Origin of the sequence: Prosthecobacter sp. (assembly GCF_046154365.1) — a bacterium.
GTDB lineage: Bacteria > Verrucomicrobiota > Verrucomicrobiia > Verrucomicrobiales > Verrucomicrobiaceae > Prosthecobacter.
This window is the reverse complement of sequence record NZ_JBJXFV010000152.1, coordinates 1-22,379: the sequence shown is the minus strand read 5'-3', so window position 1 is coordinate 22,379 and position 22,379 is coordinate 1. Positions and strand designations below refer to the sequence as shown.

Annotated in this window: 19 protein-coding genes; 10 read left to right on the top strand and 9 right to left on the bottom strand. The window is 60.2% G+C overall.

All coding sequences use genetic code 11. From position 1 onward, the window contains the following. Nucleotides 1-61 precede the first annotated feature (61 nt). Both ACKVY0_RS18985 and ACKVY0_RS18980 read left to right on the top strand, forming a co-directional pair. Entirely contained in the window at nucleotides 62-1,798 is a 1,737-nt protein-coding gene (locus ACKVY0_RS18985; protein WP_409216410.1) for a serine/threonine-protein kinase, read from the top strand. 82 nt (nucleotides 1,799-1,880) lie between these two features. Next, a complete protein-coding gene (locus tag ACKVY0_RS18980; protein ID WP_409216409.1) occupies nucleotides 1,881-2,720 on the top strand; it encodes a sterol desaturase family protein in 840 nt (279 codons plus the stop codon). Nucleotides 2,721-2,964: 244 nt separating this feature from the next. Here the strand turns inward: ACKVY0_RS18980 and ACKVY0_RS18975 are convergent, their stop codons facing one another. After that, nucleotides 2,965-3,873: a universal stress protein gene (locus ACKVY0_RS18975; RefSeq protein WP_409216408.1), complete on the bottom strand. Its 909-nt coding sequence runs from the start codon at nucleotides 3,871-3,873 to the stop codon at nucleotides 2,965-2,967. Nucleotides 3,874-3,963: 90 nt separating this feature from the next. After that, nucleotides 3,964-4,422 carry a hypothetical protein gene (locus ACKVY0_RS18970; protein WP_409216407.1) on the bottom strand — a complete coding sequence of 153 codons (459 nt, stop codon included), beginning with the start codon at nucleotides 4,420-4,422 and terminating at the stop codon, nucleotides 3,964-3,966. A 91-nt stretch (nucleotides 4,423-4,513) separates the two neighbouring features. Here ACKVY0_RS18970 and ACKVY0_RS18965 point away from each other — a divergent pair, with 91 nt between their 5' ends. From ACKVY0_RS18965 to ACKVY0_RS18950, 4 genes are all read left to right on the top strand, one after another. After that, nucleotides 4,514-5,827: a PQQ-binding-like beta-propeller repeat protein gene (locus tag ACKVY0_RS18965; protein WP_409216406.1), complete on the top strand. Its 1,314-nt coding sequence runs from the start codon at nucleotides 4,514-4,516 to the stop codon at nucleotides 5,825-5,827. A gap of 203 nt (nucleotides 5,828-6,030) precedes the next feature. Beyond that, on the top strand, nucleotides 6,031-6,381 hold the full coding sequence (locus ACKVY0_RS18960) for a hypothetical protein (RefSeq protein WP_409216405.1): 351 nt from the start codon (nucleotides 6,031-6,033) through the stop codon (nucleotides 6,379-6,381). A gap of 106 nt (nucleotides 6,382-6,487) precedes the next feature. Beyond that, a complete protein-coding gene (locus ACKVY0_RS18955) occupies nucleotides 6,488-6,862 on the top strand; it encodes an NADH-quinone oxidoreductase subunit A (RefSeq protein ID WP_409216404.1) in 375 nt (124 codons plus the stop codon). A 31-nt stretch (nucleotides 6,863-6,893) separates the two neighbouring features. Beyond that, nucleotides 6,894-7,211 carry a Dabb family protein gene (locus ACKVY0_RS18950; protein ID WP_409216403.1) on the top strand — a complete coding sequence of 106 codons (318 nt, stop codon included), beginning with the start codon at nucleotides 6,894-6,896 and terminating at the stop codon, nucleotides 7,209-7,211. An 8-nt stretch (nucleotides 7,212-7,219) separates the two neighbouring features. Here ACKVY0_RS18950 and ACKVY0_RS18945 read toward each other — a convergent pair whose 3' ends face one another. Next, complete coding sequence (locus tag ACKVY0_RS18945) at nucleotides 7,220-7,825, bottom strand: riboflavin synthase (protein WP_409216402.1); 606 nt, start codon at nucleotides 7,823-7,825, stop codon at nucleotides 7,220-7,222. Between the two features lie 65 nt (nucleotides 7,826-7,890). On the opposite strand from ACKVY0_RS18945, the gene ACKVY0_RS18940 reads away from it, so the two are divergent. Genes ACKVY0_RS18940 through ACKVY0_RS18930 form a run of 3 tightly spaced genes read left to right on the top strand, consistent with a single transcriptional unit; the run spans nucleotide 7,891 to nucleotide 12,785 of the window. Then, a complete protein-coding gene (locus tag ACKVY0_RS18940; RefSeq protein WP_409216401.1) occupies nucleotides 7,891-10,563 on the top strand; it encodes a DUF1549 and DUF1553 domain-containing protein in 2,673 nt (890 codons plus the stop codon). Between the two features lies 1 nt (nucleotide 10,564). Further along, the gene (locus ACKVY0_RS18935; RefSeq protein ID WP_409216400.1) at nucleotides 10,565-11,917 is read left to right on the top strand and encodes a DUF1501 domain-containing protein; all 1,353 of its coding nucleotides are present in this window, start codon (nucleotides 10,565-10,567) and stop codon (nucleotides 11,915-11,917) included. A gap of 31 nt (nucleotides 11,918-11,948) precedes the next feature. After that, nucleotides 11,949-12,785, top strand: coding sequence for a hypothetical protein (locus ACKVY0_RS18930; protein WP_409216399.1), 837 nt, complete (start codon nucleotides 11,949-11,951; stop codon nucleotides 12,783-12,785). A 157-nt stretch (nucleotides 12,786-12,942) separates the two neighbouring features. Here the strand turns inward: ACKVY0_RS18930 and ACKVY0_RS18925 are convergent, their stop codons facing one another. Genes ACKVY0_RS18925 through ACKVY0_RS18915 form a run of 3 tightly spaced genes read right to left on the bottom strand, consistent with a single transcriptional unit; the run spans nucleotide 12,943 to nucleotide 16,494 of the window. Beyond that, nucleotides 12,943-13,179 (bottom strand): hypothetical protein, encoded by a 237-nt coding sequence (locus tag ACKVY0_RS18925; RefSeq protein WP_409216398.1) that lies wholly within the window; start codon nucleotides 13,177-13,179, stop codon nucleotides 12,943-12,945. Between the two features lie 5 nt (nucleotides 13,180-13,184). Further along, nucleotides 13,185-13,376: a hypothetical protein gene (locus ACKVY0_RS18920; RefSeq protein WP_409216397.1), complete on the bottom strand. Its 192-nt coding sequence runs from the start codon at nucleotides 13,374-13,376 to the stop codon at nucleotides 13,185-13,187. 49 nt (nucleotides 13,377-13,425) lie between these two features. Then, entirely contained in the window at nucleotides 13,426-16,494 is a 3,069-nt protein-coding gene (locus ACKVY0_RS18915; protein ID WP_409216396.1) for a PVC-type heme-binding CxxCH protein, read from the bottom strand. A 189-nt stretch (nucleotides 16,495-16,683) separates the two neighbouring features. Between ACKVY0_RS18915 and ACKVY0_RS18910 the strand changes: the two genes are divergently transcribed. After that, nucleotides 16,684-17,916: an LL-diaminopimelate aminotransferase gene (locus ACKVY0_RS18910; protein WP_409216395.1), complete on the top strand. Its 1,233-nt coding sequence runs from the start codon at nucleotides 16,684-16,686 to the stop codon at nucleotides 17,914-17,916. A gap of 79 nt (nucleotides 17,917-17,995) precedes the next feature. Here ACKVY0_RS18910 and ACKVY0_RS18905 read toward each other — a convergent pair whose 3' ends face one another. The 3 genes from ACKVY0_RS18905 to ACKVY0_RS18895 all read right to left on the bottom strand — a co-directional run bounded on the left by ACKVY0_RS18905 (nucleotide 17,996) and on the right by ACKVY0_RS18895 (nucleotide 22,211). Further along, entirely contained in the window at nucleotides 17,996-19,123 is a 1,128-nt protein-coding gene (locus ACKVY0_RS18905; RefSeq protein WP_409216394.1) for a family 16 glycoside hydrolase, read from the bottom strand. A 186-nt stretch (nucleotides 19,124-19,309) separates the two neighbouring features. Beyond that, the gene (locus tag ACKVY0_RS18900) at nucleotides 19,310-20,272 is read right to left on the bottom strand and encodes a hypothetical protein (protein WP_409216393.1); all 963 of its coding nucleotides are present in this window, start codon (nucleotides 20,270-20,272) and stop codon (nucleotides 19,310-19,312) included. Nucleotides 20,273-20,459: 187 nt separating this feature from the next. Further along, nucleotides 20,460-22,211, bottom strand: a complete 1,752-nt coding sequence (locus tag ACKVY0_RS18895) for a serine/threonine-protein kinase (RefSeq protein WP_409216392.1) — start codon at nucleotides 22,209-22,211, stop codon at nucleotides 20,460-20,462. Nucleotides 22,212-22,379 lie beyond the last annotated feature (168 nt).

Genomic DNA, 22,379 nt, shown 5'->3' with positions numbered 1-22,379 from the left:
AAAGCCGTGGTGATTGTACTCGCCGTGCGCGTGCGTTTCGCTACTGTCCGTCGCCTTTTCCATGTCTCAGGAAGCTCCGCATCATCACCCGCCGCCGTTTGACGTTCCCAGCGTCGAGGAGATGTCTGCGCTCCTGCCGCAGTATGAGTTTGAAAAGCTGGCGGCCTACGGTGGCATGGGGGCGGTGTTCAAGGCACGGCAGGAGAGCCTGGATCGGCCGGTGGCGATCAAAATCCTGCCGCCGGAGTTTGGCGCGGAGAAGGATTTCGCCGACCGCTTCAAATCCGAGGCGCGGGCGATGGCGAAGCTGAACCACACGCACATCGTGGCAGTGTATGATTTTGGCATCACGACGAGCGGGCATTTGTATCTGGTGATGGAGTGGGTGGAGGGACACACCCTGCACGAGATCATCCACAAAGGCTGCGTGCCGGTGCGCAAGGCGGCGAACCTGGCCATGCAGCTCTGCGAGGCGCTGGCCTATGCGCATAATCACAAGATCCTGCATCGCGACATCAAGCCGGGCAACATCATGGTCAATGAGGACGACCAGGTGAAGGTGGCCGACTTTGGCCTGGCGCGGCCGATCACTGGTGAGGCGGAAGAGAATCCGTATGGCACGCCGGATTACGTGGCACCGGAGATTCTCGGCAAGGGCGCGGTGGATCAACGCGCAGATATTTATGCCGCAGGCGTGGTGCTGTATGAAATGCTCACAGGCCGGGTGCCGCAGCATCCACGCCGCTCGGTGAGCGAGTACGCTCCCGTGTCAGCCAAGTGGGATGGACTGATCGACAAAGCCACGCATCCCGATCCCGAGAAGCGCTTTCAGGACGTGCGTGATTTTCGGGCGCAAATTGCCATGATGATGTCGCAGGCAGCGGCGGCGGTGTCTGTCGTGGAAGTGGTCGAGGAGACCAAGCCGAAGAAAAAGAGGGGTCTCGCGCCGCTGCATTTCGGCATACTTGGGGCGGCGGCGATGGTGATCATCGTGCTGGGGGTGATGTTCAAAGGGGAGCCGGACAAAGAACCGGTGCCTGAGATCGTCGCCACCGCGACACCTCCCCCAGAACCGGAAAAAACACCGGAGCCGAAGGTCGAGGTGGAGCCAAAGAAGTCGGCGCCAGTGGTGGTCATGCCAGTGCCCGTGCCTGAGCCGCAGAAAAAGTCAGAAGCGGTGCCTGTACCGGTTCCGACTGTGGTCGCTATGACTCCGCCTCCTGTGCCTGTTCCTGTGCCTGTGCCGGAAGACCCGCGTGAGGCGTTGCAAAAACTCGAAGAACGAGATCCTGAACTGGCACAACTGGTGAATGCCTTTGGCGAGGAATGGGCGGCAAACGAAATGATCGAAACCGCTCCCGAAGTCCAAGAACTGACCAGCAAATACATTCCTGCGCTGCAGCGCAGCCTGGCCGGCCTCATGCCCGAGCAGCGCGATCACATTCTCAGTGAAATCTCGCATGTGGCGAACCAGGAGCCGTTGAGTGAACCCGATCCGTCATGGCCGTCGGCGCTGAGCAACTTGCGCAAGGCCTACGACACGCAGTTCAGCGTGATCCAGGCCCAGGCAGATGCCGCCGCTGCGCAAATGCGTGCCGCGCAGTGTGAGCTGGTGCTGGCGAAGGCCAAAGAGCGTGCTGCGGCCGGTAAAGCGGAGGCTGCCAAGCGTGCAGAGGTCGTGGCGGCGGAACTGGCGAAGCTCAAGACCGCGCCCTCCGTGAAAGCGCTGAAGCAGAGTGCGGCCGGCCCGGTGGTTTTAGACGCGCCGCCAGCCACGAATGCGGGTGCCGCCCGCTGAGGCGTCAGGCGCGCAGGCAAAATCATCAAACCTACCGGCGGCAGCGTGGTTGAAGCGCACGACTGCTGCCATCCACCTCTCGATGAAAAACGCCCAAACCTTCACCAGCGTGCTGGTCACACTGCTCCTTCTCGCCGTGATCTTTTTTGTGATCGAGCGCATCGCCGGACACGGCCGCAACCGCGTGCAGCCAGTGCTGCGCCGCGGCTGGTTTACCGATGTGGTCTATTGGTTTGCCACCGTGCTGCTCACCAAGCCGCTGGTGCGCGTGCTGTTGTTGTTACCGGCGGTCTTGCTGGTGTTGGCGCAGGTGGTGCCAGCAGAGGCCTTCAAACTTGGTGCGTATGCCGGTTATGGGCCGCTGAGCCGCCAGCCGGTTTGGCTCCAGACCGTGCAGATCTATCTGCTGGTCGATTTTTTCTCCTACTGGTCGCACCGCCTGTTTCATCGCGGTCGGTGGTGGCCGTTTCATGCGGTGCATCATTCTTCGGAGGATCTCGACTGGCTGGGCAGTCTGCGGGTGCATCCGGTGAATGACCTGGTGAACAAACTCGCGCAAGTGACGCCGGTGTTGCTGCTGGGCTATAATCCGCTGGTAACGCTCACCAGCGCCCCGATTCTCACGTTCTATGCGATCTTCCTGCACGCAAATGTGAACTGGGACTTCGGCCCGCTGCGCAGCGTGATCGCCACGCCCGTGTTTCATCGCTGGCATCACTCGAAGGAGCGTGCGGCCTGGGACAAAAACTTCGCCGGCCTGCTGCCGTTGTGGGACATCATTTTTGGCACCTATTACATGCCCACGGGCCGTTATCCTGAAAACTTTGGCATCTGCGAACCCATGCCGAAAGGCTACTTCGGTCAGTTGTGGGAACCGTTTGCGTGGCTGCTGCGGCGTGGCAAGAAAGTGGACCCGACGTGATCAATCCTATGCGCCTCGATCTCAAAGCCGCCATCCAGACTACGAGCACAAGGCTGACCCGAAAGAGTGGCAGAACCTCGCCGCGCTGCCTGCGCATGCCGCATTGAAAGCGGAAATCGCCAGGCAGCTTCCGACCGAGAACAACCCTGGTGTCAGCAAGAGGAAGCCCCTGAAGCCGAAGAAGAAAAAGGCCGCCAATGAGGAGACGCGGAGGGCGGCACCTGTGGTCCGGCTCATGCAGTGGTCAGTCTGCCGCCGTGACAAATCCATCCGGTTTGACGGCTAGGATCGAGCACGGGGCGTGTTGCACGATTTTTTCCGCCGTGGTGCCGATCAAAAGCTCGCGCAAACCGGTCTTGCCGCGGGTGCCCAGCACGACGAGGTCGGCGTGCACCTCGCAGGCATGTTCGAGGATGGCCTCACGGATGTTCACGCGTTCGATGATGAGGGCGGTGACTTTCACCGCCGCCGCATCACGTGTGAGCGGGACGAGGAAGGCGTCGAGATCCTTGCGCCAGTTGTCCACGGCCTCGGGGTCGATCGTCGCTGGCAGGGAAGGGACGAAGCCGCCGTAGTCGAGCGACATGGCCAGGGCGCTCTGATACACATGCAGGCAGTCGAGCGATGCGCCGTCCTGCTGCGCCACATGCAGAGCGCATTGCACGGCCTTAGCGGAGTTTTCGGAGAAATCGACACAGGTGACGATCTTCTTGAATGGACCCTGCGCGTCTTCACGCATGACGAGGACATCGACTGGGGCCTTGCGCACGCATTTGGCGGCGATGGCACCGATGCGATGCGGCTCGTTCTTCGAGCCCTTCGCACCCATGACGAGCAGGTCGGCGCTGTGAGCGCGGCAGGCTTCGACGAGTTCGGTAAAGGGGTGGCCGATGCGCACTTCCGCTTTCACTGCGACGGCTCCGACTTCGCATTCGGCGACGAACTGTTGCAGGCGTTTGAGCCAGTCGGCGCGGATGGTGGCCTGGTCGGTGGAAAGCGCGCGCTTGAGTTCATGCACAAGGAATTCATCCATGACATGCACGGCGGTGATGGCGGCACCGTCGAGAGAGGCGCGTCGCGCAGCCTCACGCAACGCATTGCGGCAGGACGGGGTGAAGTCGATGGCGGCGATGATGTGATGGAGCTTTTTCATGGTGATGGTTGGATTTGAGTGATTTCAGCATAATCACCCGAGGCAGACAATGCCGCGCGGCATTTGCGCCTCTGTGGGCGGGCTTTGCGCCTATAACCCGGCTTCTTCCTGTGCCTGCTCGATGGCGGCTTCGAGTGTCCACAGCGTTTTGTCGAAGGACTTCTGCCGGGCGCGGAACTGGGCTTCCTCGGTGACGGCGTTCAATGTTTCCATCTCCTTTATAGCAAACGCGTGATGCTCTTCGAGGGCTTTGATGCGGGTTTTGAAGTACTCACGACCGACCTGGTCTTTCAGCACGTCAATGTCCGCCTTCCAGCGCGTGAGGGCGTCACCGGCCTTTTTCAAATACTCCTCGCGGCTGGTGGTGAGATGCTCTTTCGCTTTTTTGTACCACTCGCGGCCTTTGACCTCGGTCTGTTCCTTCACCTTGGAGAATTCATTTTTCAACTTCTCGGCGGCACGGCGGAGTTGATCATTGAGGCTGTCTTCGGCGTGGAGGGAAGACAGGGGCAGGCTGAGGATGAGGCAGGCAAGGGTGGTCTTTTTCATGATGGCAAAGGCTACGAGAGGTTTCCGCGAACCATGCATGCTGTTTTCTCGTGCGAAAGAATTTCTACGTTGCAACGTCAACTTCACGCCCATGATCCGCACGCCAGCCCTCACCACCCTCTCGTTCATCCTGCTGTCCGCTCTTGCGAGCGCCCAGCCCGTTACAAAACCCCTCTTCTGGCCGGCGAAGAACGGCCCCACGCATGACGGCATCGTGCCTGCGGCGGAGGCTGCACGCATTCCTTTGGAGTGGGATGGTGAATCCGGCAAAAACATCGCCTGGCGGGTCGAACTCGAAGGCGAAGGCCACTCCACGCCGGTGATTGGTGGTGACATGATCTGGATCACCGCCGCCACGACGGATGGTAAAAAGATGTTCGTCTATGGCATCGACCGCCACAGCGGCAAGATCGTGCATCATAACCTGGTCTTTGAAAATCCTGCCCCCGAGATCCTGGGCAATCCGCTCAACAACTATGCCGCCCCGTCACCCGTGCTCGAAGAGGACGCGCTGTATGTCCACTTCGGCACCTACGGCACCGCACGCATCAATCCGGCGACTGGCGAGAAGGTTTGGGAGCGTCGTGACATCAACGCACGTCATTTTCGCGGCCCCGGCTCCTCACCGATCATCCATGGGGATCTGCTGATACTCACCTTCGACGGCATCGACCAGCAATACGTCACGGCACTCGACAAAAAGACCGGCAAGAGCGTCTGGAAGACCTCCCGCACCACCGACTACGGCGATCTCGACAAGGAAGGCAAACCCACGCGCGATGGTGACATGCGCAAGGCCTACCACACGCCTGCGGTCTTTGAGATCGGCGGCAAAGAAGTGCTCGTTTCTATCGGTTCGCGTGCCGCGTTTGGTTACGAAGTCAAAACCGGCAAGGAACTCTGGACCATCCGCCACGGCGGCTTCAATGCCGCCATTCCACCGCTGCGTCTCGGCGATCTGTTGATTCTCAACACCGGTTCCGAACGCGCCCACACCCTCGGTGTTCGCATTGACGACAAGATGAGCGGCGACATTACCGAAAGCCACGTCCTCTGGGATCGCGAAAAGCGCAACGCCAGCGAGTCCGCTCCGGTGCTGGTGATGGGCATCCTGTTGCAGACCACCCGTGGCGGCATCGTGAGTGCTGTCGAGGCCAAGACCGGCAAAGACCTCTGGGAGGACCGCATGGAGGGTCAGCACCTGCCCGGACCGGTGGTCGTGGGAGACAAACTGCTTTTTTCCAATGATCGCGGTCAGACCTTCCTCGTCCGCGCCTCGGCGGAAAAATTCGAACTGGTCGGCAAAAACCAGCTCGCCGAGCCCATTTCCTCCTCGCCTGCCGTGGCTGACGGCACCCTGTTCATCCGCACCAAAAAGGCACTCTACAAGATTGCAGTGAAGTAACTGCTCACTCGGTTTTGGGGTCGGCATCCTCAAATTACTATAATCCACCCACGCTTTGTATCTACCGTAGCGGAATCTCTGGCAGTGCAGAACGGAGGCAATCGCCGTTTTCTATCGTTGCACATGCGGCGTAGGAGAAAAAGCTGCCCATTCTCACAAAACCGTCGCAAAGATGCCATAAGCGTGCTACTTTGGAATTCTCTATGCCTACCACTACACCGACACGCAAGACACGTTTCTCTCGCCGAGTGCCTGATCATGTCACCGACGAACTCGTCAATGTACTATCCAAGCCTGAGACATACGAGTTCAACACGCTTTTTGGCTTGGTGTATGACAATCTCAAACTGAAGAACGCGGTGAGCGGTGGGGAAGAGATGCTCCGCCTGCGTTCCTACGAGAAGCTGCAGAACCTCGTCAGCCGCGGCCTTTGCGCCAAAGTTGCCAAGACCTACCGCGGTCTCGAAGGCCTGCGTGCCGCCCATAATGCGGCGATCGCCGCCCGTACGGCAGCGGTCGTCTCACGCACTACGGCCGCAGCGGCCGCCCGTTAATCTTCCTTCCAATCAAGGCCGCCCTGTCTCGCACAGGGCGGCCCTTTTTGTTTCAGAGTTTGACGCTGCACGGCCTCTCGCTACCCATCCGTGGTCACTCCCCCCCATGTTTGAGAATTACATTCCCGTCCTGCTCCAGATCGTCATTGCCGGTGGTTTCGCCGTCGTGACCCTCATCGCCTCCGCTCTGCTCGGGAAGTCTGGCAAACGCACCGCCATCAAGGACTCCGCCTACGAGTGCGGCATGCTTCCTGTCGGCGAAAGTCAGCCGCGCTTCAGCGTGAAGTTCTACATCGTCGCGATGCTCTTCGTGCTGTTCGACATCGAAGTCGTCTTTCTCTATCCCTGGGCCATCATCTACAAGGACTACCTCGCCGCCTTCGGCCCCGCCATCCTCGCCGTAGCCACCGGTTTCGTTTCCATCCTGCTCGTCGCCTTCATCTATGCCTGGAAGAAGGGTGTTCTCGACTGGAAATCCTAGTCCATCATCTTCGCCGTCCGCATTTGCCCTCATGATCGCCTACCTCAGCCTGTTTCAGCTCAAGCCCCAGGTGACCGAGGAAAAACTGGAACAGATGATGTCCCAGACCCGCGTCATGCTCCTTCGCGTGCCCGAGGTGCTCACCGTTAAAACCGGCAAGCGGGTCAATCCCTCCGATCCCTACCCCTGGTTCGTTTATCTCGAGGTAGAAAGCATGGACAAGCTCGCCATCTGCCAGGACGACCCCAACTACTTCAAATTTCGCGAGGACGTCCTCAAACCGAACATCTCAGAGCAGGAATCCACCTCCTTCGAGATGGAGCCGCGTAAGGACGTAAAATATTCCTGATCTGGATTTCAGGAGTGCGGTTGTCGCCGCATCAGCTCACGCACATACTTGCCCAGCATGTCGAACTCCACATTGAGCCGGTCGCCCGGCTTTTTCGTGTGCAGATTCGTGAGTTGAAACGTGTGCGGGATGATCCAGCACACCACCGTGCTCTCCCTCACCTCGGCGGCGGTCAATGAAATGCCTTCGAGGCAGATCGATCCCTTCGGAATGATCAACCCACGCTGCTCCGCCGGAATCTCCACCTCCAGCCGGTGATCCTGCCCGTGTTCGCTCCAGTCCAGCACCTTCACCGTCGCATCCACGTGCCCTTGCACGAAATGCCCGCCAAACCTTGCTCCCATCGCCATTGCACGTTCCAGATTGACCAGTGAGCCGGGTTTCAGATCGCCCAGACTCGTCACCTGCAGCGTCTGCATCAGCAGATCAAAACACGCCGTCTGCGCCGGGGCATCCTTCACCGTCACCGTGAGACAGCAGCCGTTCACCGCCACGCTATCGCCATCCGCCAGCTCGGCGGCCATCGTGCCGACGTTCAACGTCAGACGCGCGCTTTCGCCGCGTGGTTCCAGAGCGAGAACTTTACCGGTGGTTTCGACGAGACCCGTGAACATAGGGCGAAATAACCGGGCAAACCGCAGATGGAAAGGACAAAGCAGGCCAGACACGTAGTACCAGCATGTTCCGCCGCATCGTCCAGCTTGGCACCCTCATTTCCACGAGCGTCTTCTCGGCGGACCACTGGGCCTTTCAGCCGTTGAAGCCGGGCAAAGAGGCCAGCATCGATGAATTCATCCAGAGAAAGCTCAGCGAGCACGGCCTGAAACCCTCTCCGCGTGCCGATGCGCGCACGCTTCTCCGCAGGGCCACCTTTGATCTCACAGGCCTCCCGCCAGATCAGTCCGATCCGGCTGATCTGACGGATCAGGCTTACGCCAGCCTTGTGGACTCCCTTTTGGCCTCTCCCCACTACGGCGAACACTGGGCGCGGCACTGGCTGGATGTGGCACGCTACTCGGACACCAAAGGCTACGTCTATGCCCGCGAGGAAAAAAACTGGGTGCATGCCACATCTTATCGCGACTGGGTGGTGCGCGCGTTGAACGACGACATGCCGTATGACCGCTTTCTGCTGCTGCAAATCGCCGCCGATCAGGTCGTGTCGCCGAAGTCGCCGGATCTCGCTGCGATGGGCTTTCTCACCGTCGGGCGGCGCTTTCTCGGCGTCACCCATGACATCATTGATGATCGCATTGATGTCGTCACGCGCGGCACGCTCGGTCTCACAGTCGCGTGCGCGCGCTGTCACGATCACAAGTTCGATCCCATTCCCACGCGTGACTACTATGCGCTCTACGGCGTGTTTCAGAGCAGTGCGGAAGCATTGGTGCCATGTGGGACGGGTGAAACCAAAGAGCTGGCCGTCTTGGTGCAAAAGAACCGCGATCTGATGACGCAACGCCGCGAAGAGCAGATGGCGCGCACGCGTGCGCGTGCTGCCGACTATCTCCAGGCGCTGTCGGAGCTGGAAAAGTATCCTGAAGAAGGCTTCGACCAGATCATCGACGAAAAGGACCTCAATCCCTTCATCGTGCATGCCTGGAAGGCATGGCGGGAAAAGCATCCCACCACGCAACCGACCGCTGAAGTGCTCAAGCGTGACGATTCGCCCGCTCATGTGCCCGATGAACACATCGCGAACAACGAGAGGTATTTCCCAACCGGCGTCATCACCGAGCTGTGGAAGTCGCAGGGCGACGTGGATCGCTTCCTCATCAAAAACAACGCAACGCCTGCTCACGCGACCATTTTGGTTGATCGTCCGCTGCCCAGCACACCGCGCGTGTTTACGCGCGGCAATCCGCTCACGAAGGGCGACGAGGTGCCGCGACAGTTCCTGAGCGCCTTCGGCAAACCAACGCCCTTCACGAAGGGCAGCGGGCGTTTGGAACTCGCGCAGGCCATCATCGACCCGCGCAATCCGCTCACCGCTCGTGTCATGGTGAACCGCATCTGGCAGCATCACTTTGGCCGCGGTCTTGTGAGTACGCCGAGCGACTTCGGCAAGCAAGGCAGCCCGCCGAGCCATCCAGAGCTGCTCGACTGGCTTGCCCAACGCTTCATCGACTCCGGCTGGAGCATCAAGGCGATGCACAAGTTGATCATGCTGTCGCAGACCTACCAGCAGAGGAGTGATGGAGTGGTGGAGTCATGGCGTGAGGCATCCCAACACTCCACGACTCCAACACTCCAATTCTCCGCCGCGAAGCAGCTCGATCCTGACAACCGCCTGCTCTCCCGCATGAATCCGCATCGCCTCAGCTTCGAGGAAGCCCGCGATGCGTGGCTTGCCGCCGCAGGACGACTAAACCTGCGCATGGGTGGCCGTCCTGATGCTTTGTTTGCGAGCAGCAACACGCGCCGCACGCTTTACGCGCTCGTGGACCGCGAAAACGTGCCCACCGTCATGCGCACCTTCGATTTCGCCAATCCCGATCTCTCCATCCCGCAGCGCACCGAGACCACCGTGCCGCAGCAGGCACTCTTCGGCATGAATCACCCGTTTGTCGTGCAGCAGGCGAAGTCGCTTGTCCAAAATGCTGCGGCAGCCAAGTCAGACGAGGCAAGGATTCGCCTCATCTATGCCAAGCTCTTCCAACGCAGTCCCACATCTGACGAACTGGCTTTTGCACAGCGCTTTGTTCAAGCTGACACCACGCCTGTCATCGCCGAAGCTGATCACTCGAAGTCCTGGCACTATGGATACGGCGAATGGGATGAGAGCACGGGTCGCGTGAAGAATTTCAAGCCGCTGCCGCATTTCACCGGCAGCGCTTGGCAGGGTGATGAAGCGTGGCCCAACGAGAAACTCGGCTGGGCACAACTCACCGCCGATGGTGGTCATCCCGGCAATGACCGCAAACACGCTGTCGTGCGTCGCTGGATCGCGCCAGCCGGCGGCAGCTACGATCTGCATTCCACGCTCATCCACGAACCCGAGGTGGGTGACGGCATTCGCGGCTTCTTGAGCCACTCCCGCCTCGGCAAGCTGCGTAGCACGACTCTCCTCGGCTCCAAAGCTGACCTCCAACTCGACGCCATCGCCTTCCAAGCTGGCGACACGTTCGATTTCATCGTCGATATCGGCAACGGTCTGAACAGCGATCAGTTTTTGTGGTCTCTCAAGATCACGCCTTCTGTCACCACGATCACGGGAGCTGGCGGCGACTCGCCAAACGACACCTGGGATGCCAAGAAGGACTTTTCCACCCTGCTGAAGTCCCAACTCAATGCCTGGGAGCAGTTCGTGCAGGTGCTGATGCTCTCGAACGAGTTCATGTTTGTCGATTGATATGAATCATCCTCTCACACGCCGAGATTTTCTGCGCCGCTCCGGCATGGGCATGGCGTCGCTTGGACTGGCGGATTTGCAGGCGGCGAAGCCGCACTTCGCGCCGAAGGCGAAGCGAGTGATCCATTTCTTCCTCAACGGCGGGCCTTCACATGTCGATACGTTTGATCCAAAGCCGGCGCTGAAGCTCTACGAAGGCAAACCAGTGCCGAGTCATCGCATCACGGAGCGAAAGACGGGCGCGGCGTTCCCTTCGCCGTTCAAGTTTCAGCGCTACGGGCAGAGCGGAATCGAGGTGAGCGAGCTGTTTGCCAAAACAGCGGCGCACATCGACGACATCGCGGTCATCCGCTCCATGCAGGCACAGGTGCCGAACCATGAGCCGTCGCTGATGCTCATGAACTGCGGCGATTCGATCCAGGCGCGTCCCAGTATGGGCGCATGGCTGACGTATGGCCTCGGTAGCGCGAATGAGAACCTGCCGGGCTTCATCGCGATGTGTCCGGGCGGCATGCCGATCAAAAGCGCCGAGAACTGGCAGTCCGCCTTTCTGCCGGGTGCGTTTCAGGGCACGTATGTCGATTCAAAGCATGAGGCGGTGGACCGCTTGATCGAAAACATCCGCAGTCCGCATGCGGATTCGCGAGTGCAGCTCCGGCAGCTCGAACTGCTGCGTCATATCAACGAATCGCATCGTCAGCAGCGCAGTGATCCGCGGCTGGAGGCACGTATTCAGAGCTTCGAACTAGCCTTCCGCATGCAGATCGAGGCCGCAGATGCTTTTGATGTGAGCAAAGAGCCGCAGCACATCCGCGAGCTGTATGGTGATGGCGTGCATGCGCGGCAGACGCTCATCGCACGGCGCTTGCTGGAGCGCGGCGTGCGCATGGTGCAGCTCTGGCACGGTGCGGGGCAGCCGTGGGACAATCACGACAACATTGAAACCAATCACCGCAAGCTCGCCGCGCAGATCGACCAGCCCATTGCGGCGCTGCTGGCCGATCTGAAGCAACGTGGCATGCTTGAAGACACGCTCGTCATCTGGGGCGGCGAATTTGGCCGCACACCGACGGTGGAACTCGCTGGCGGTAAATCAAAACTGGGTCGCGATCACAACCACTACGGCTTTAGCGTCTGGATGGCCGGCGGTGGCATCCAAGGCGGCACCGTGCATGGCAGCACCGATGAATTCGGCTTCGCCGCGCAGGACAATCCCACCAGCGTGCATGATCTGCACGCCACGATCCTGCATCTCATGGGCATCAACCATGAGGAGCTGACCTATCGCTATGCCGGTCGTGATTTCCGGCTCACGGATGTGTATGGCGAGGTCATCGCGCCGATCGTGGCTTGATTTGTCCTGTGGCCTGCGAATGCTCGGCGGCATGCGATTCACACTGCCGCTCTTCGTTGTTCTCTCGTTCAGCTTGTTGCTCTGCCACGGCCAGGAGGCGTCGAAGTCTGATTCGCGCGAGGAGGTGGATGTGGGCGGGCAGAAAATCAAACTGCCGCCGCCTGCCGGGTTTGAGCGCATTGATGGCTTGAACCCCGACGCGGATCGTTTGGTTGAGTCCATGCTGGGTGCCTCCAACCGCTATCTGGCCCGGTTTGACCCGCTCAAGGCCAACCCCGCCGACACCGGCCGCAGTTTTAACGCGCAGGTGCTACGCTCGCTCGAAACCCGCGAAATCGGTGATCGCACCTTCGCGGAGATGAAGCAGCAGACCATGGCGGAGATCGATAAGGCGCGGGAAACCATCAGCCAGGAGATCGAAAAGCAGCTCGGCAACACACAAAAGAAACTGCAGGACGCCAGTGGCACTGACGCGGCCCTCAGTGTCAGTGATGTGGCGGTGCTGGGTTACTTTGACGACTCTCCGAACAGCCTCGGCTTCACGATGGCGATGAATGTTGCCGCGAAGGAAGGCGGGAATGACGCCAAGCTCAAAGCGGTGGTGGCCACCATGATCGTACCGACCAACGGGCGTCTCATCTATCTCTATGCCAACGCCGACCTCAAATCCGAAGCCGACCGTCAATGGGCGGAAAAAGCTGTGATGGCCTGGCGCAAATCCGTGGTGGCCGCCAATCCGCGTGTGGAAGGCCCACCGGCGAGCACTTCGATCTTCGACGGGGTTGGGAACTCGGCTGTGATTGGTGCCATCGTTGGCGCAGTGGGCGGACTGCTCGTGATGTTGTTCAAGAAGATGAAGAAGTCCTGAGCCGCCTCTCTCAGTCTTTCTCACAAAACTTCCGAAACGCCGCCTGTTGCTCTGGCGTCGCCACCCCGGCCACGATATGGCCTGCCAAACTGCGCAGGGCCGCCGCTTCCGATCCTGAGAGACCCAACTGCTCCACCATAGTGCGGGCAATCGCCGCCTAGGTGTTGCCGTTGTAAAAGCAGAAGGGTGCCATGCGATGGCAGCGGCGGCAGACCTCCAGCGCCTCCATCAGCGTCATCGGTTGCTGGTGTGTCGATTCCCAGAGTGTCTTTGTGGCTTCGTAGCCATCCGAGGTGGGTTTGTGCAGCGCGTTCTTTTGCTCGCACAGCGATGCGTTCTGGAAAATCACCAAATCCCACGGCACCTCGGCCAGCCATGCTTTCACCTGGCTCATGGCGATCAGGATTTCGATTTTTTCTCTGCTGCCTTGGCCTGTTTGATTTCCTCCACGCCCGCACGCCTCAAAAATCCTTTGCCCGTCTTCGCATAGACTGGCTCGGCGGCGAAACGATCCTGAATCGCCAGCGCATCCTGCAAGATGGCTTGCGCCAGCGGATGATTCGCATACTTGGCTTTGAGGGCTGCGTCCATGAGCGGAGAATATCTCCTGGGGCCAGTTCCGGCAATCCTTTGTTCCGGCCTACTGCTTCAAATACGCGATCAAATCCGCCATCTGCTGCGGCGTGATGGCGGCTTCGAGGCCTTCGGGCATCAGCGAGATACCCGGACTGGTCAGCGACTTGATCTCACTGCGCAAAACGGTGTCCGTGCCGCCGTCGGCGCGTTTCAGCGTGAGATTGCCCGCCGTTTCACTCGCGATCAACCCCGACAGCGTCCGCCCATCATTCGTCTCCACGATGTAGAGCGCAAAATTCGGCGACACCTCGCGATTCGGGTCCAGCACGTTCGTCAAAATCTGCTCCACTGGCCACGCCTTGATCGTCCCGAGGTGCGGTCCAACATCGTTGCCCTTGTCCGCGAACTTGTGGCACACCATGCAGGCCATTTCATGAATCTTCGCGCCGCGAGTGGCATCCCCAGGAGCGCGGATACCCTCATCCGCCCTCAGTCCCATCTCCTTCGCATACCTCTCGATCACCTCCTTGCGATTCGACGAACCACCGTCGCCGATGAGTTTCGCGATCCGCTCCGCCAACGCCGGTGTTTTCTGCCGCCCCAGTGTCGCCTTCGCCGCTGCGCTTAGCTGCGCGGGCGTGATCTTCTTCGCCTCGATGGCATCCAGCAGCTTCGCGATGCGATCCGTGCGAGACAGCAGGATGGTGGTGGCCTTGTCGCGGAGTGTGGGAGTCAGCTTCGACCAAGCGTCGATGAGCATGTCGGCGACAGCAGGCTCGCGATAGCTGCCGAGGGCTTCGAGGGCGGCGAGTTGAAGATCTTGCGGCTGTGCTGGGGCGATAAGCGACTTGGTCAAACTTAAAGCGTCTGGCTGCGGCAGTAAGGCAACGGCGATGGCAAGTTCACGAAGCTTGCCATCACTCGAGCTTTCTTGGTCGAACGCTCGACGGGCTTGTGCTCCGAGCACGAGCAGTCGGTTTAGCGTTTTAGTATTTTCGGTAGTGTCCGTGAGTGTGAACGGCCATCGGCTGGAGTGGCGATGAAGAATCCTGAGCAGGCCCGCCCGAAGCTCGTTCGAGAAGCGATCTCGGCTTAGCGCAGTGACAATCACACCAATGGCAGCCTTGTCATCGCGTGCTGCGACCTGATCGACGAGCGATTCGATCATCGTACCAGACGAGCGATCCTCTGCCGTGCGGTTAAGGAGCAGGCCGGTGAGCACATGCTTGCTACGATCAGAGGCAACGCCAAGCAAGCCGTAGCGAAACCACGGATCACTGGTGAAGAAGGCTGCGTTCTGCATGCTAGATGTCCAAAATCCTCCTGCATTTCCTTTGCCGTTTTGAACACTCAAATCACGGATCGCATACATGGCTTTGAGCCGAACTCGTTCGGAACCACTGCCCAACAAGTTCGCAAAGGGAGGGTTGGAGTTGCTCAACCTCTCACCGTTGTCATGCCACTCGACAGCAGAGACAAAAGGCTCAAAGAGTTCTGCGGCTGTCTCTTGAACATGCTCATCGCGTGTATTGCAGACTTCGTTCACAAGCTCTGCGTTGAGCTGTGAGAGAGTTTGCAGCGCCCACAACGCTACGATCTTCCCCTGTGCAGTCTTCCCGCTCTTTACCAGTTCCCGCAGCGGCTCTGCAGCGGTTTTGTCTTGCCGCTCAAACAGCAAACGCTGCGCGGTTTCGCGGTGCCAGGCGTTGGCGTGGTCGAGGAGGGTGACGAGGTCTTTCGTGCTCGCTTGGCTGAGCAGAGTGGTCCTGGGCTTCAGCCCGGATGGGGACGAGCTAAAGCCCTGGAGTACTTTTTTTGGCGTGAGACGCCAGATGCGGCCTTTATCGCGTCCGCGCAGCAGATCGACGGCGCTGTGGATGTCGTCGGGGATGCTCCAGGGGTGCTCGATGACTTCGCGATACATGTCGCAGACGTGGAGGCAGCCGTCGGGGGCGTTGACGAAGTTCACGGGGCGGAACCAGAGGTCGTCGCTGGTGCAGAAGTTTTTCGTTCCATCGACCTGCACGGCTTTGAAGGTGACGCCGTCGGGGACGAGCTTCATGCGGTAGAAGAGATTGCCAGCGACATCGGCGACGAAGGCGAAGTCGCGATACTCTTTGGGATACGCATCGCCGCGATAGACGGTGATGCCGCTGGAGGAAGTGACGACGCCGGCGCCGACGAGTTCGCTCTTGGGCAGCGTGCTGCCTTCCTGCACCCAGCGCTTCGCACGGAACTCGCGCCAGGGCTCGGCGGGGCTGGTGCGATAGACGGGGAGCTGGTCGCCGGCCTCGGCGCAGTCGTTCAGGGCGCTGGGGACGACGAGATACGGATTCCGCGCGAGGTAGCGATACGGCAGCACGACGTGCTGGCAGGGATTGCGGATGTTGCAGAGGAAACGATTGCCCCAGTCGTCGAAGGTGTTGCCGAAGCGTGCGCCGCCGCTTTCGAGGCGCACATCGCCGGTGCTGGGATCGAAGCTGAAGTCGTTGCGCTTGATGGACAGCGGTTTGAAGTCCTTTGGCAGCGGCATGACGCTCTCGCTGCCGGGCACGCGCTGGATTTCGCCGCCGTTCGAGCCACCGGCGATGTAGATGCGGTGGTCGAGGCCCCAGATGGGGTTGTTCATGACGGCCTGGACGTTGAGCTTTTTGAAACCGGTGAAGACCTTTTGCCGCACATCGGCCACGCCGTCGTCATTCGTGTCCTTGAGGTACCAGACATCGGGCGTGGCGGTGACGAAGATGCCGCCTTTCCAGCACGCGGCACCGGTTGGCCAGGAAAGGCCGTCGGCGAAGACGGTGGCCTTGTCGAAGGTGCCGTCGCCATCGGTGTCGGTGAGCAGGCGCACTTTGCCAATGGCTTGGTCCGTGGGGTTTTCCTGCGCGTGCTTGTGATGCTCCTTGTCGGTGTAGGGATAATCATTCATCTCGCTCACATAGGCGCGGCCATCCGCGTCATACGTCATCGCCACGGGATCGGTGACGAGTGGCTCAGCGGCGATGAGCTGCATCTCGAAGCCATCGAGCACGTGGAAGGTCTTCGCGGCTGCTTGCGGCTCCACGGGTGGCGTGGTGGGGAAATCCAAGGCAAAGAGGGCCTGCGGCAGGAGAAAGAGAAGGCTGCGATGCATGGTGGATCATACGTTGGCGTCAGGGCTTGTATTCCGCTGGCCGTAGGTTGGGTGTGGCGACAGCCCACCCGACAGCTTGGGTGCTCGTTGGCCCAACGAACGCTCCAAAGACGAGCGGGCTGTCGCCACACTCGTCCTACAGTTGCATCCCCGCCACGACTCGCCACACTGGCAGCCCTTTTCCCCGCCATGGCCTACATCAACGAAAACTACAACAAGCTCAAAGCCGGTTACCTCTTCCCCGAAATTGCCCGCCGCGTGAAGGTCTTTACGGAGGCCAACACGGAGGCGGCGAAGCGCCTGATCCGCTGTGGCATCGGCGATGTGACCGAGGCGCTCCCCCAGGCCGTGCGCGATGCGATGCACCGGGCCGTCGATGAAATGGGCGACCGTGCCACTTTCCGTGGCTACGGCCCGGAGCAGGGCTACGACTTCCTCCGTAACGCCATCTCGGCGCATGATTTCAAGGCACGTGGCCTCAACATTGAGGCGGATGAGATTTTCATCTCCGACGGCAGCAAGTGTGACACCGGCAACATCCTCGACATCTTCGGCGCTGGGAACAAGATCGCCATCACCGACCCGGTGTATCCCGTCTATGTCGATACCAACGTCATGGCCGGCAACACCGGTGAAGCGGACGAGAGCGGTGCCTATGCAGGCCTGCATTACCTCAAATGCACTCCCGCCAACGGCTTCGTGCCGGAGATCCCGAATGAGCCCGTCGATCTGGCCTACCTCTGCTATCCAAACAACCCCACCGGTGCTGTCGCCACCCGCGCTCAACTCGAAGCCTGGGTGAAATACGCCCTCGCCAACGGCACCACGCTCCTCTACGACGCCGCTTACGAGGCCTTCATCCGCGATCCTGAACTGCCGCGCTCGATTTATGAAATCGAAGGCGCGCGCGATTGCGCCATCGAGTTCCGCAGCTTTTCCAAGAATGGCGGCTTCACCGGCGTGCGTTGTGGCATCGTCGTCATTCCAAAGGGCCTCATGGGTAAAACCAAGGCCGGTGGCAAACAAGCCATCCATTCGCTCTGGAGCCGCCGCCACAGCACGAAGTTCAACGGTGCCTGCTACATCGTCCAGCGCGGTGCGGAGGCCATTTACAGCCCCGAAGGCATGGCGCAGGTCAATGCGCTCATCGAGCACTACATGGGCAACGCTGCGCTCCTCGTCGAGGCCTGCAAACAGGCCGGACTCACCGTTTTCGGTGGCGTGAACGCCCCCTACGTCTGGGTCGGTTGTCCGAACGGCCTCACGAGCTGGCAGATGTTCGACAAGATGCTCACTGAGGCGAACGTCGTCATCACCCCCGGCAGCGGCTTCGGCAGCGCCGGCGAAGGCTACTTCCGCATCAGCGCCTTCAACAGCCGTGCCAACGTCGAAGAAGTCTGCCGCCGCATCGCGAAGCTGTAGCTTCGAGTTTTCCAACTCGTTCCTGCCGGTCGCTTGCGTGCTTTGTGGGACGAACGAACTGGAAAGTTCGTTCTACGCCTCAGCGCATCGCCTCGCGGAGCTGGCGGTAGGTGTTGTCGAGGTAGGAGCGCATCTGCTCGGCGCGGGTGGCCCATTCGACTGTGAGGCGTTGTTTCTTCACGTCGGCCTTGTTCGTCTCGGTTTCGCGCAGGGCGGCGCGTTGGGACTCCTCGCGGGAGAACTGCGGCCAGCTCATTTGGTGGTTGCGACGGGCGTCGAGGGCTTGGGTGGAGGTGGCTTTGTTCGCATCCGCCTGCGCGGCCTGATAGCCGGCCTGTACGCGGGCGATCTCCCGCTGGCTGAGGGCGGCGAGAAGCTTGTCGCAGTAGTCGGTGGCCAGTTTGTAGGCCTCTGGAGAGGACTTAGCGGCCTTCTTGCCTTCATCGAGCAGGTCCTCGCGCAGGAAGGTGAGGTTCTGGCGGATGTCGGCGGGGATGGCCTCATCCAGCGGCGTCAGCGCCCATTCGGTGGCGTTGGGGCCTTGGTCTTTGATGACTTCGATGCGGGGCTGGTTGGCGTCGGTCTGAATCATCGCCAAAGGAGCGGCTGGTTCGGTTGATGGTGCGGTGAGGTCTTTGATGCGGACATTGCGAAATTGCACGGGGCCTTCTGCGTTGCTTTCTAGGCCGATGTAACCGGACAGGCTTTTGCTCCCAGTGAAGTCATTCACGGTTTGGCCATTGAGCTTCACTGTATAGCGCTGGCCGGAGACAGTAACTTCCATCTCGTTCCAGTCTCCAGTGCGGACGGTGTCCAAAAACGCAGGTTGAAGGCCCCAGATGGCCCCAGTTGATCTGCCGAGTCCGGCGCTGGAGTGACGAATGCCTACTTCATAGCGGCTTGCTGCCAACGCATTGATTTCACCTGAGATGGAAGGGATACGCAGCCACACTCCCGAATTGAACTCCGTTTTCATCCCTTTGAATTCGAGCTTCAAAGTGAAGTCGGCGAAAGACCTGCTGCCAAAGACAGCGACTCCCCATTTTGATGGAGAGACACAAGTGGCGATTCCGTTTGCGATCTTCATCTGCCCCGGACCGCTTTGTTGCCAAGCCGAAGCATTTGGTCCTTCAAATAACGAAACAAACCCAGGTTCCACGGCAGCATGGAGTGAAGTGGCGAAGAGAATGGAGAGGAGTGCTTTCATAGGAGAGGAGTTCATGTTCAAAGAGTGATTCGCAAAGCGGGAGGGAGGGTTGCAAAGAGGCAGAAGATTTAACCGCTGATAAGACGCTGATGAAACGCTAATGAGGAACGAATTGGAGGTGGATGTCTGGGATTAGCGTTTCGTTAGCGTCAAATTAGCGGTTGAGAATGGCAGTGGGCTTCGATGCTACTTCACTGACTGCCGCAGCGCCTCGCGGAACTTGGCATAGAGGTCGTCGAGGGTGCGGCGCAGGGCGGCGGTGCGGGTGGACCATTCGACTTTGGGCTGCTCTTTCATGACTTGGGACTTATTGGAGGCCTCGCTGCGCAGTTCGGCACGCTGGGATTGCTCGCGGGCGTATTGGGGCCAGCTCATCATGTAGTTGCGCCGGGCGTTGAGGGCCTGGTTGCCGGAGAGGGTGGCATTGGCATCTGCCTGCACGGCGCGGAAGCCGGCGCGGACGAGGGTCTGGTCCCGCTCATCCAGCGCGGCGATCATGGTGCTGCAGAGCTGGTGCGCCACTTTGTAGGCGTCCTGGCTGGCTTTGGGCTTCTGCTTGTACTCATCCAGCAAGTCCTCCCGCAGGTAAGTGAGATTCTGGCGGACGTTCGGCGGCACGCCTTCGTCAAGAGCCGCGAGCACCCACGCGCTGGCATTCGGCGCGAGCTGGGAGAAGGTGTCGAGCAGGGGTTGGTTGGTGTCGAGGGTGAGTGCGGCGGTCGGGTTAATGGGGTGTTGTTGGGGGGCGGGTGATGGAATTGTCGCTGTAATCGGTTGTTTTCGAATGCCTGTGATTGTGTCATTTCCATTCCAAACCTCAGCCGCCTTGTAGGACGAAATGGAGTCGTCGAATTCAACCCGCCTCATTCCATCCTTGGGGCCAAAGACGACGGTTCGAGGCCCTTCAATTCTCCAGTCAAAAACAGCCGTTTTACCTTTTGTGCTAGTTTGGATTAACTTTCCATCGGGTGAAAAGCGCATCGTAGCCCCCTCGCCCCAACCATTCTTTGCGGACTTGGGGTTATTCCACGACCAGACGAATGAAGGGAGGACTTGTTCCAGCTCGGTAGTCTCAGCCGCATGGCACAGCGGCATAAAAAGCAAAGAGCACAACAAGGTGAAGGCGAGGGGGGAACGGCGGGAGTTCATGGGCAAAGAGTTTATTCTCAAAGAGTGATTCGCAAAGCGGGCGGGAGGGTTGCAAAGAGGCAGAATAATTAACCGCTGATGAGACGCTGATTTAACGCTGATGAAGAAAATAGGCTGGGATGTCTGGGATTAGCGTCTCGTTAGCGTCATATCAGCGGTTCAACATCAGTGTAAGGTCAAAGCCGTGCTACTGCCGCATGGCTTCGCGGAACCTGGCATAGAGCGTGTCGAGGCTGCGGCTGAGTTTGGCGCCCTGAGTGGCCCAGGCGACTTTTTGGGCTTCGCTGGCGAGGGCGGTGTGGTTGGCGGACTGGCGCTGGAGTTCGCCGCGTTGATCGCCTTCGCGGGCGTATTGGGGCCAGCTCATCATGTAGTTGCGGCGGGCGTTGAGGGCTTGGTTGGTGTGGGTTTGATTCGCAGCGGCCTGGGCATCGCGATAACCGGCGGCGACGCGGGCGCGGTCACGCTCGTCGAGGGCGGCGAGGAGGGTCTGGCAGAGCTGCCAGGCGGCGCTGTAGGCGGTGGTGGGCGCGGCAGCCTTGGCGGATTTGCCTTCATCGACGAGGTCTTCGCGCAGCAGGGTGAGGTTTTGGCGGATGTCGCTGGGGACGGTTTCATCGAGCGGAGCGAGCACCCACTTCATGGAATTGGGGGCCTGAGCCTTGAGGATGTCGATGCAGGCGGAGGCTGATTCAGCGGTGGGTGGCGCTGGCACCGGGGCTGGAGCAGGCACGGGCATCGGTGATGGCGGTGGTGTGACCACCACTACAGGCGGAGTGACTGGAAGAGGCTCTGGCTTTGGCACCACCGGCACGGGTTTGGTCACGGGTGGTGTGGCGGGCGGAGTGATGACGGTTGCGGAGGTGTCTGCCTCCGGTGCAGGCTTGGGCGGGTGATTTAGCAAGGTGTAGGCACCATAGCCGAGGCCGAGGAGCAGCAGGATGAGCACGGCCCACATGATCGCGGCGAATGCGGAGCGTTTTTTCTGCGGTGGCGGAGCTTTCGGCACGGGTGCGCGGACGGGATGACGCGGCACGGCGGCAGGCTGCGGCGGGCGTGTGGTGCGGATGCGGTCCACAGCCTCCCGCAGCTCGCTGACGCGCTGGTAGCGGCGCTCCGGTTCCTGGCGCATGGCTTTGACGACGACTTCATCGAGCCGGGCATCGACGTGGGTTTTGATGGAAGGCAGATCGAAGGCTCCCTGAGGCCGCGTGCCGGTGAGCATCTCGTAAAGCATGACGCCGAGCGCGTAGATGTCGGCGCGGTGATCCGCTTTGCCCTGCCACTGCTCGGGGGCCATGTAGTCGGGCGTGCCCATGATGGCATTCGTGGCGGTGAGCTGGGTGTGGATGGCGCTGAGCGGCCGGGCGAGGCCAAAGTCCGCGAGCTTCGCGCGGCCATCGCGGGTGATGAGGACATTGGCGGGCTTGATGTCGCGGTGAACGACGCCCTGCGAATGCGCGTAGTGCAGCGCCTCGCAGATCTGCATGGTCAGATCCAGCGCCTGATCCGGCTCCAAGCGCTGTGCGTGCAGCAGATGTGCGAGGTCCGTGCCATCCACGAACTCCATGACGAAGTACAAATGCCCCTCGCTCGTCTGCCCGAAGTCAAAGATGGCCACAATGCCCTGATGGCTGAGGCTGGCGAGCGTCTGCGCCTCACGCTCAAAGCGGGAGATGAACTCCGCATTCGCCGAAAACTCCGCCGGCAGCAGCTTGATGGCCACCGCACGCTTCAGCGAGGCCTGCTGGCCCCGATACACCGCGCCCATGCCGCCCCGGCCGATGAGCGATTCGATCTGATACTGCGGCAGCATCGCCGCGAGATGTTCTGGCGTCGGCGGCTGCCAAGGCTGTGAGATAGGCGACTCCAGAGCGCCGCGAAACAGGTCGCTGACGTTGTTGCCAAATAGGGCGTCGTTGTCGGGTTGGGAGTTCATCGTGAAAGCATCTTCGTGAAGCGCGGTGGGCGGTTGCAGTTGGGTGCATCGCCGGAATGATGTTCTTTATAGGCAGTCGCGGGTGGGTTTGTTGTTCTGAGTCCAGAAGTGTTTCCAAAGTGAGGGCGTCAGGTATAGGGCACGCAAAGTGATGAGCGCATCACTCGC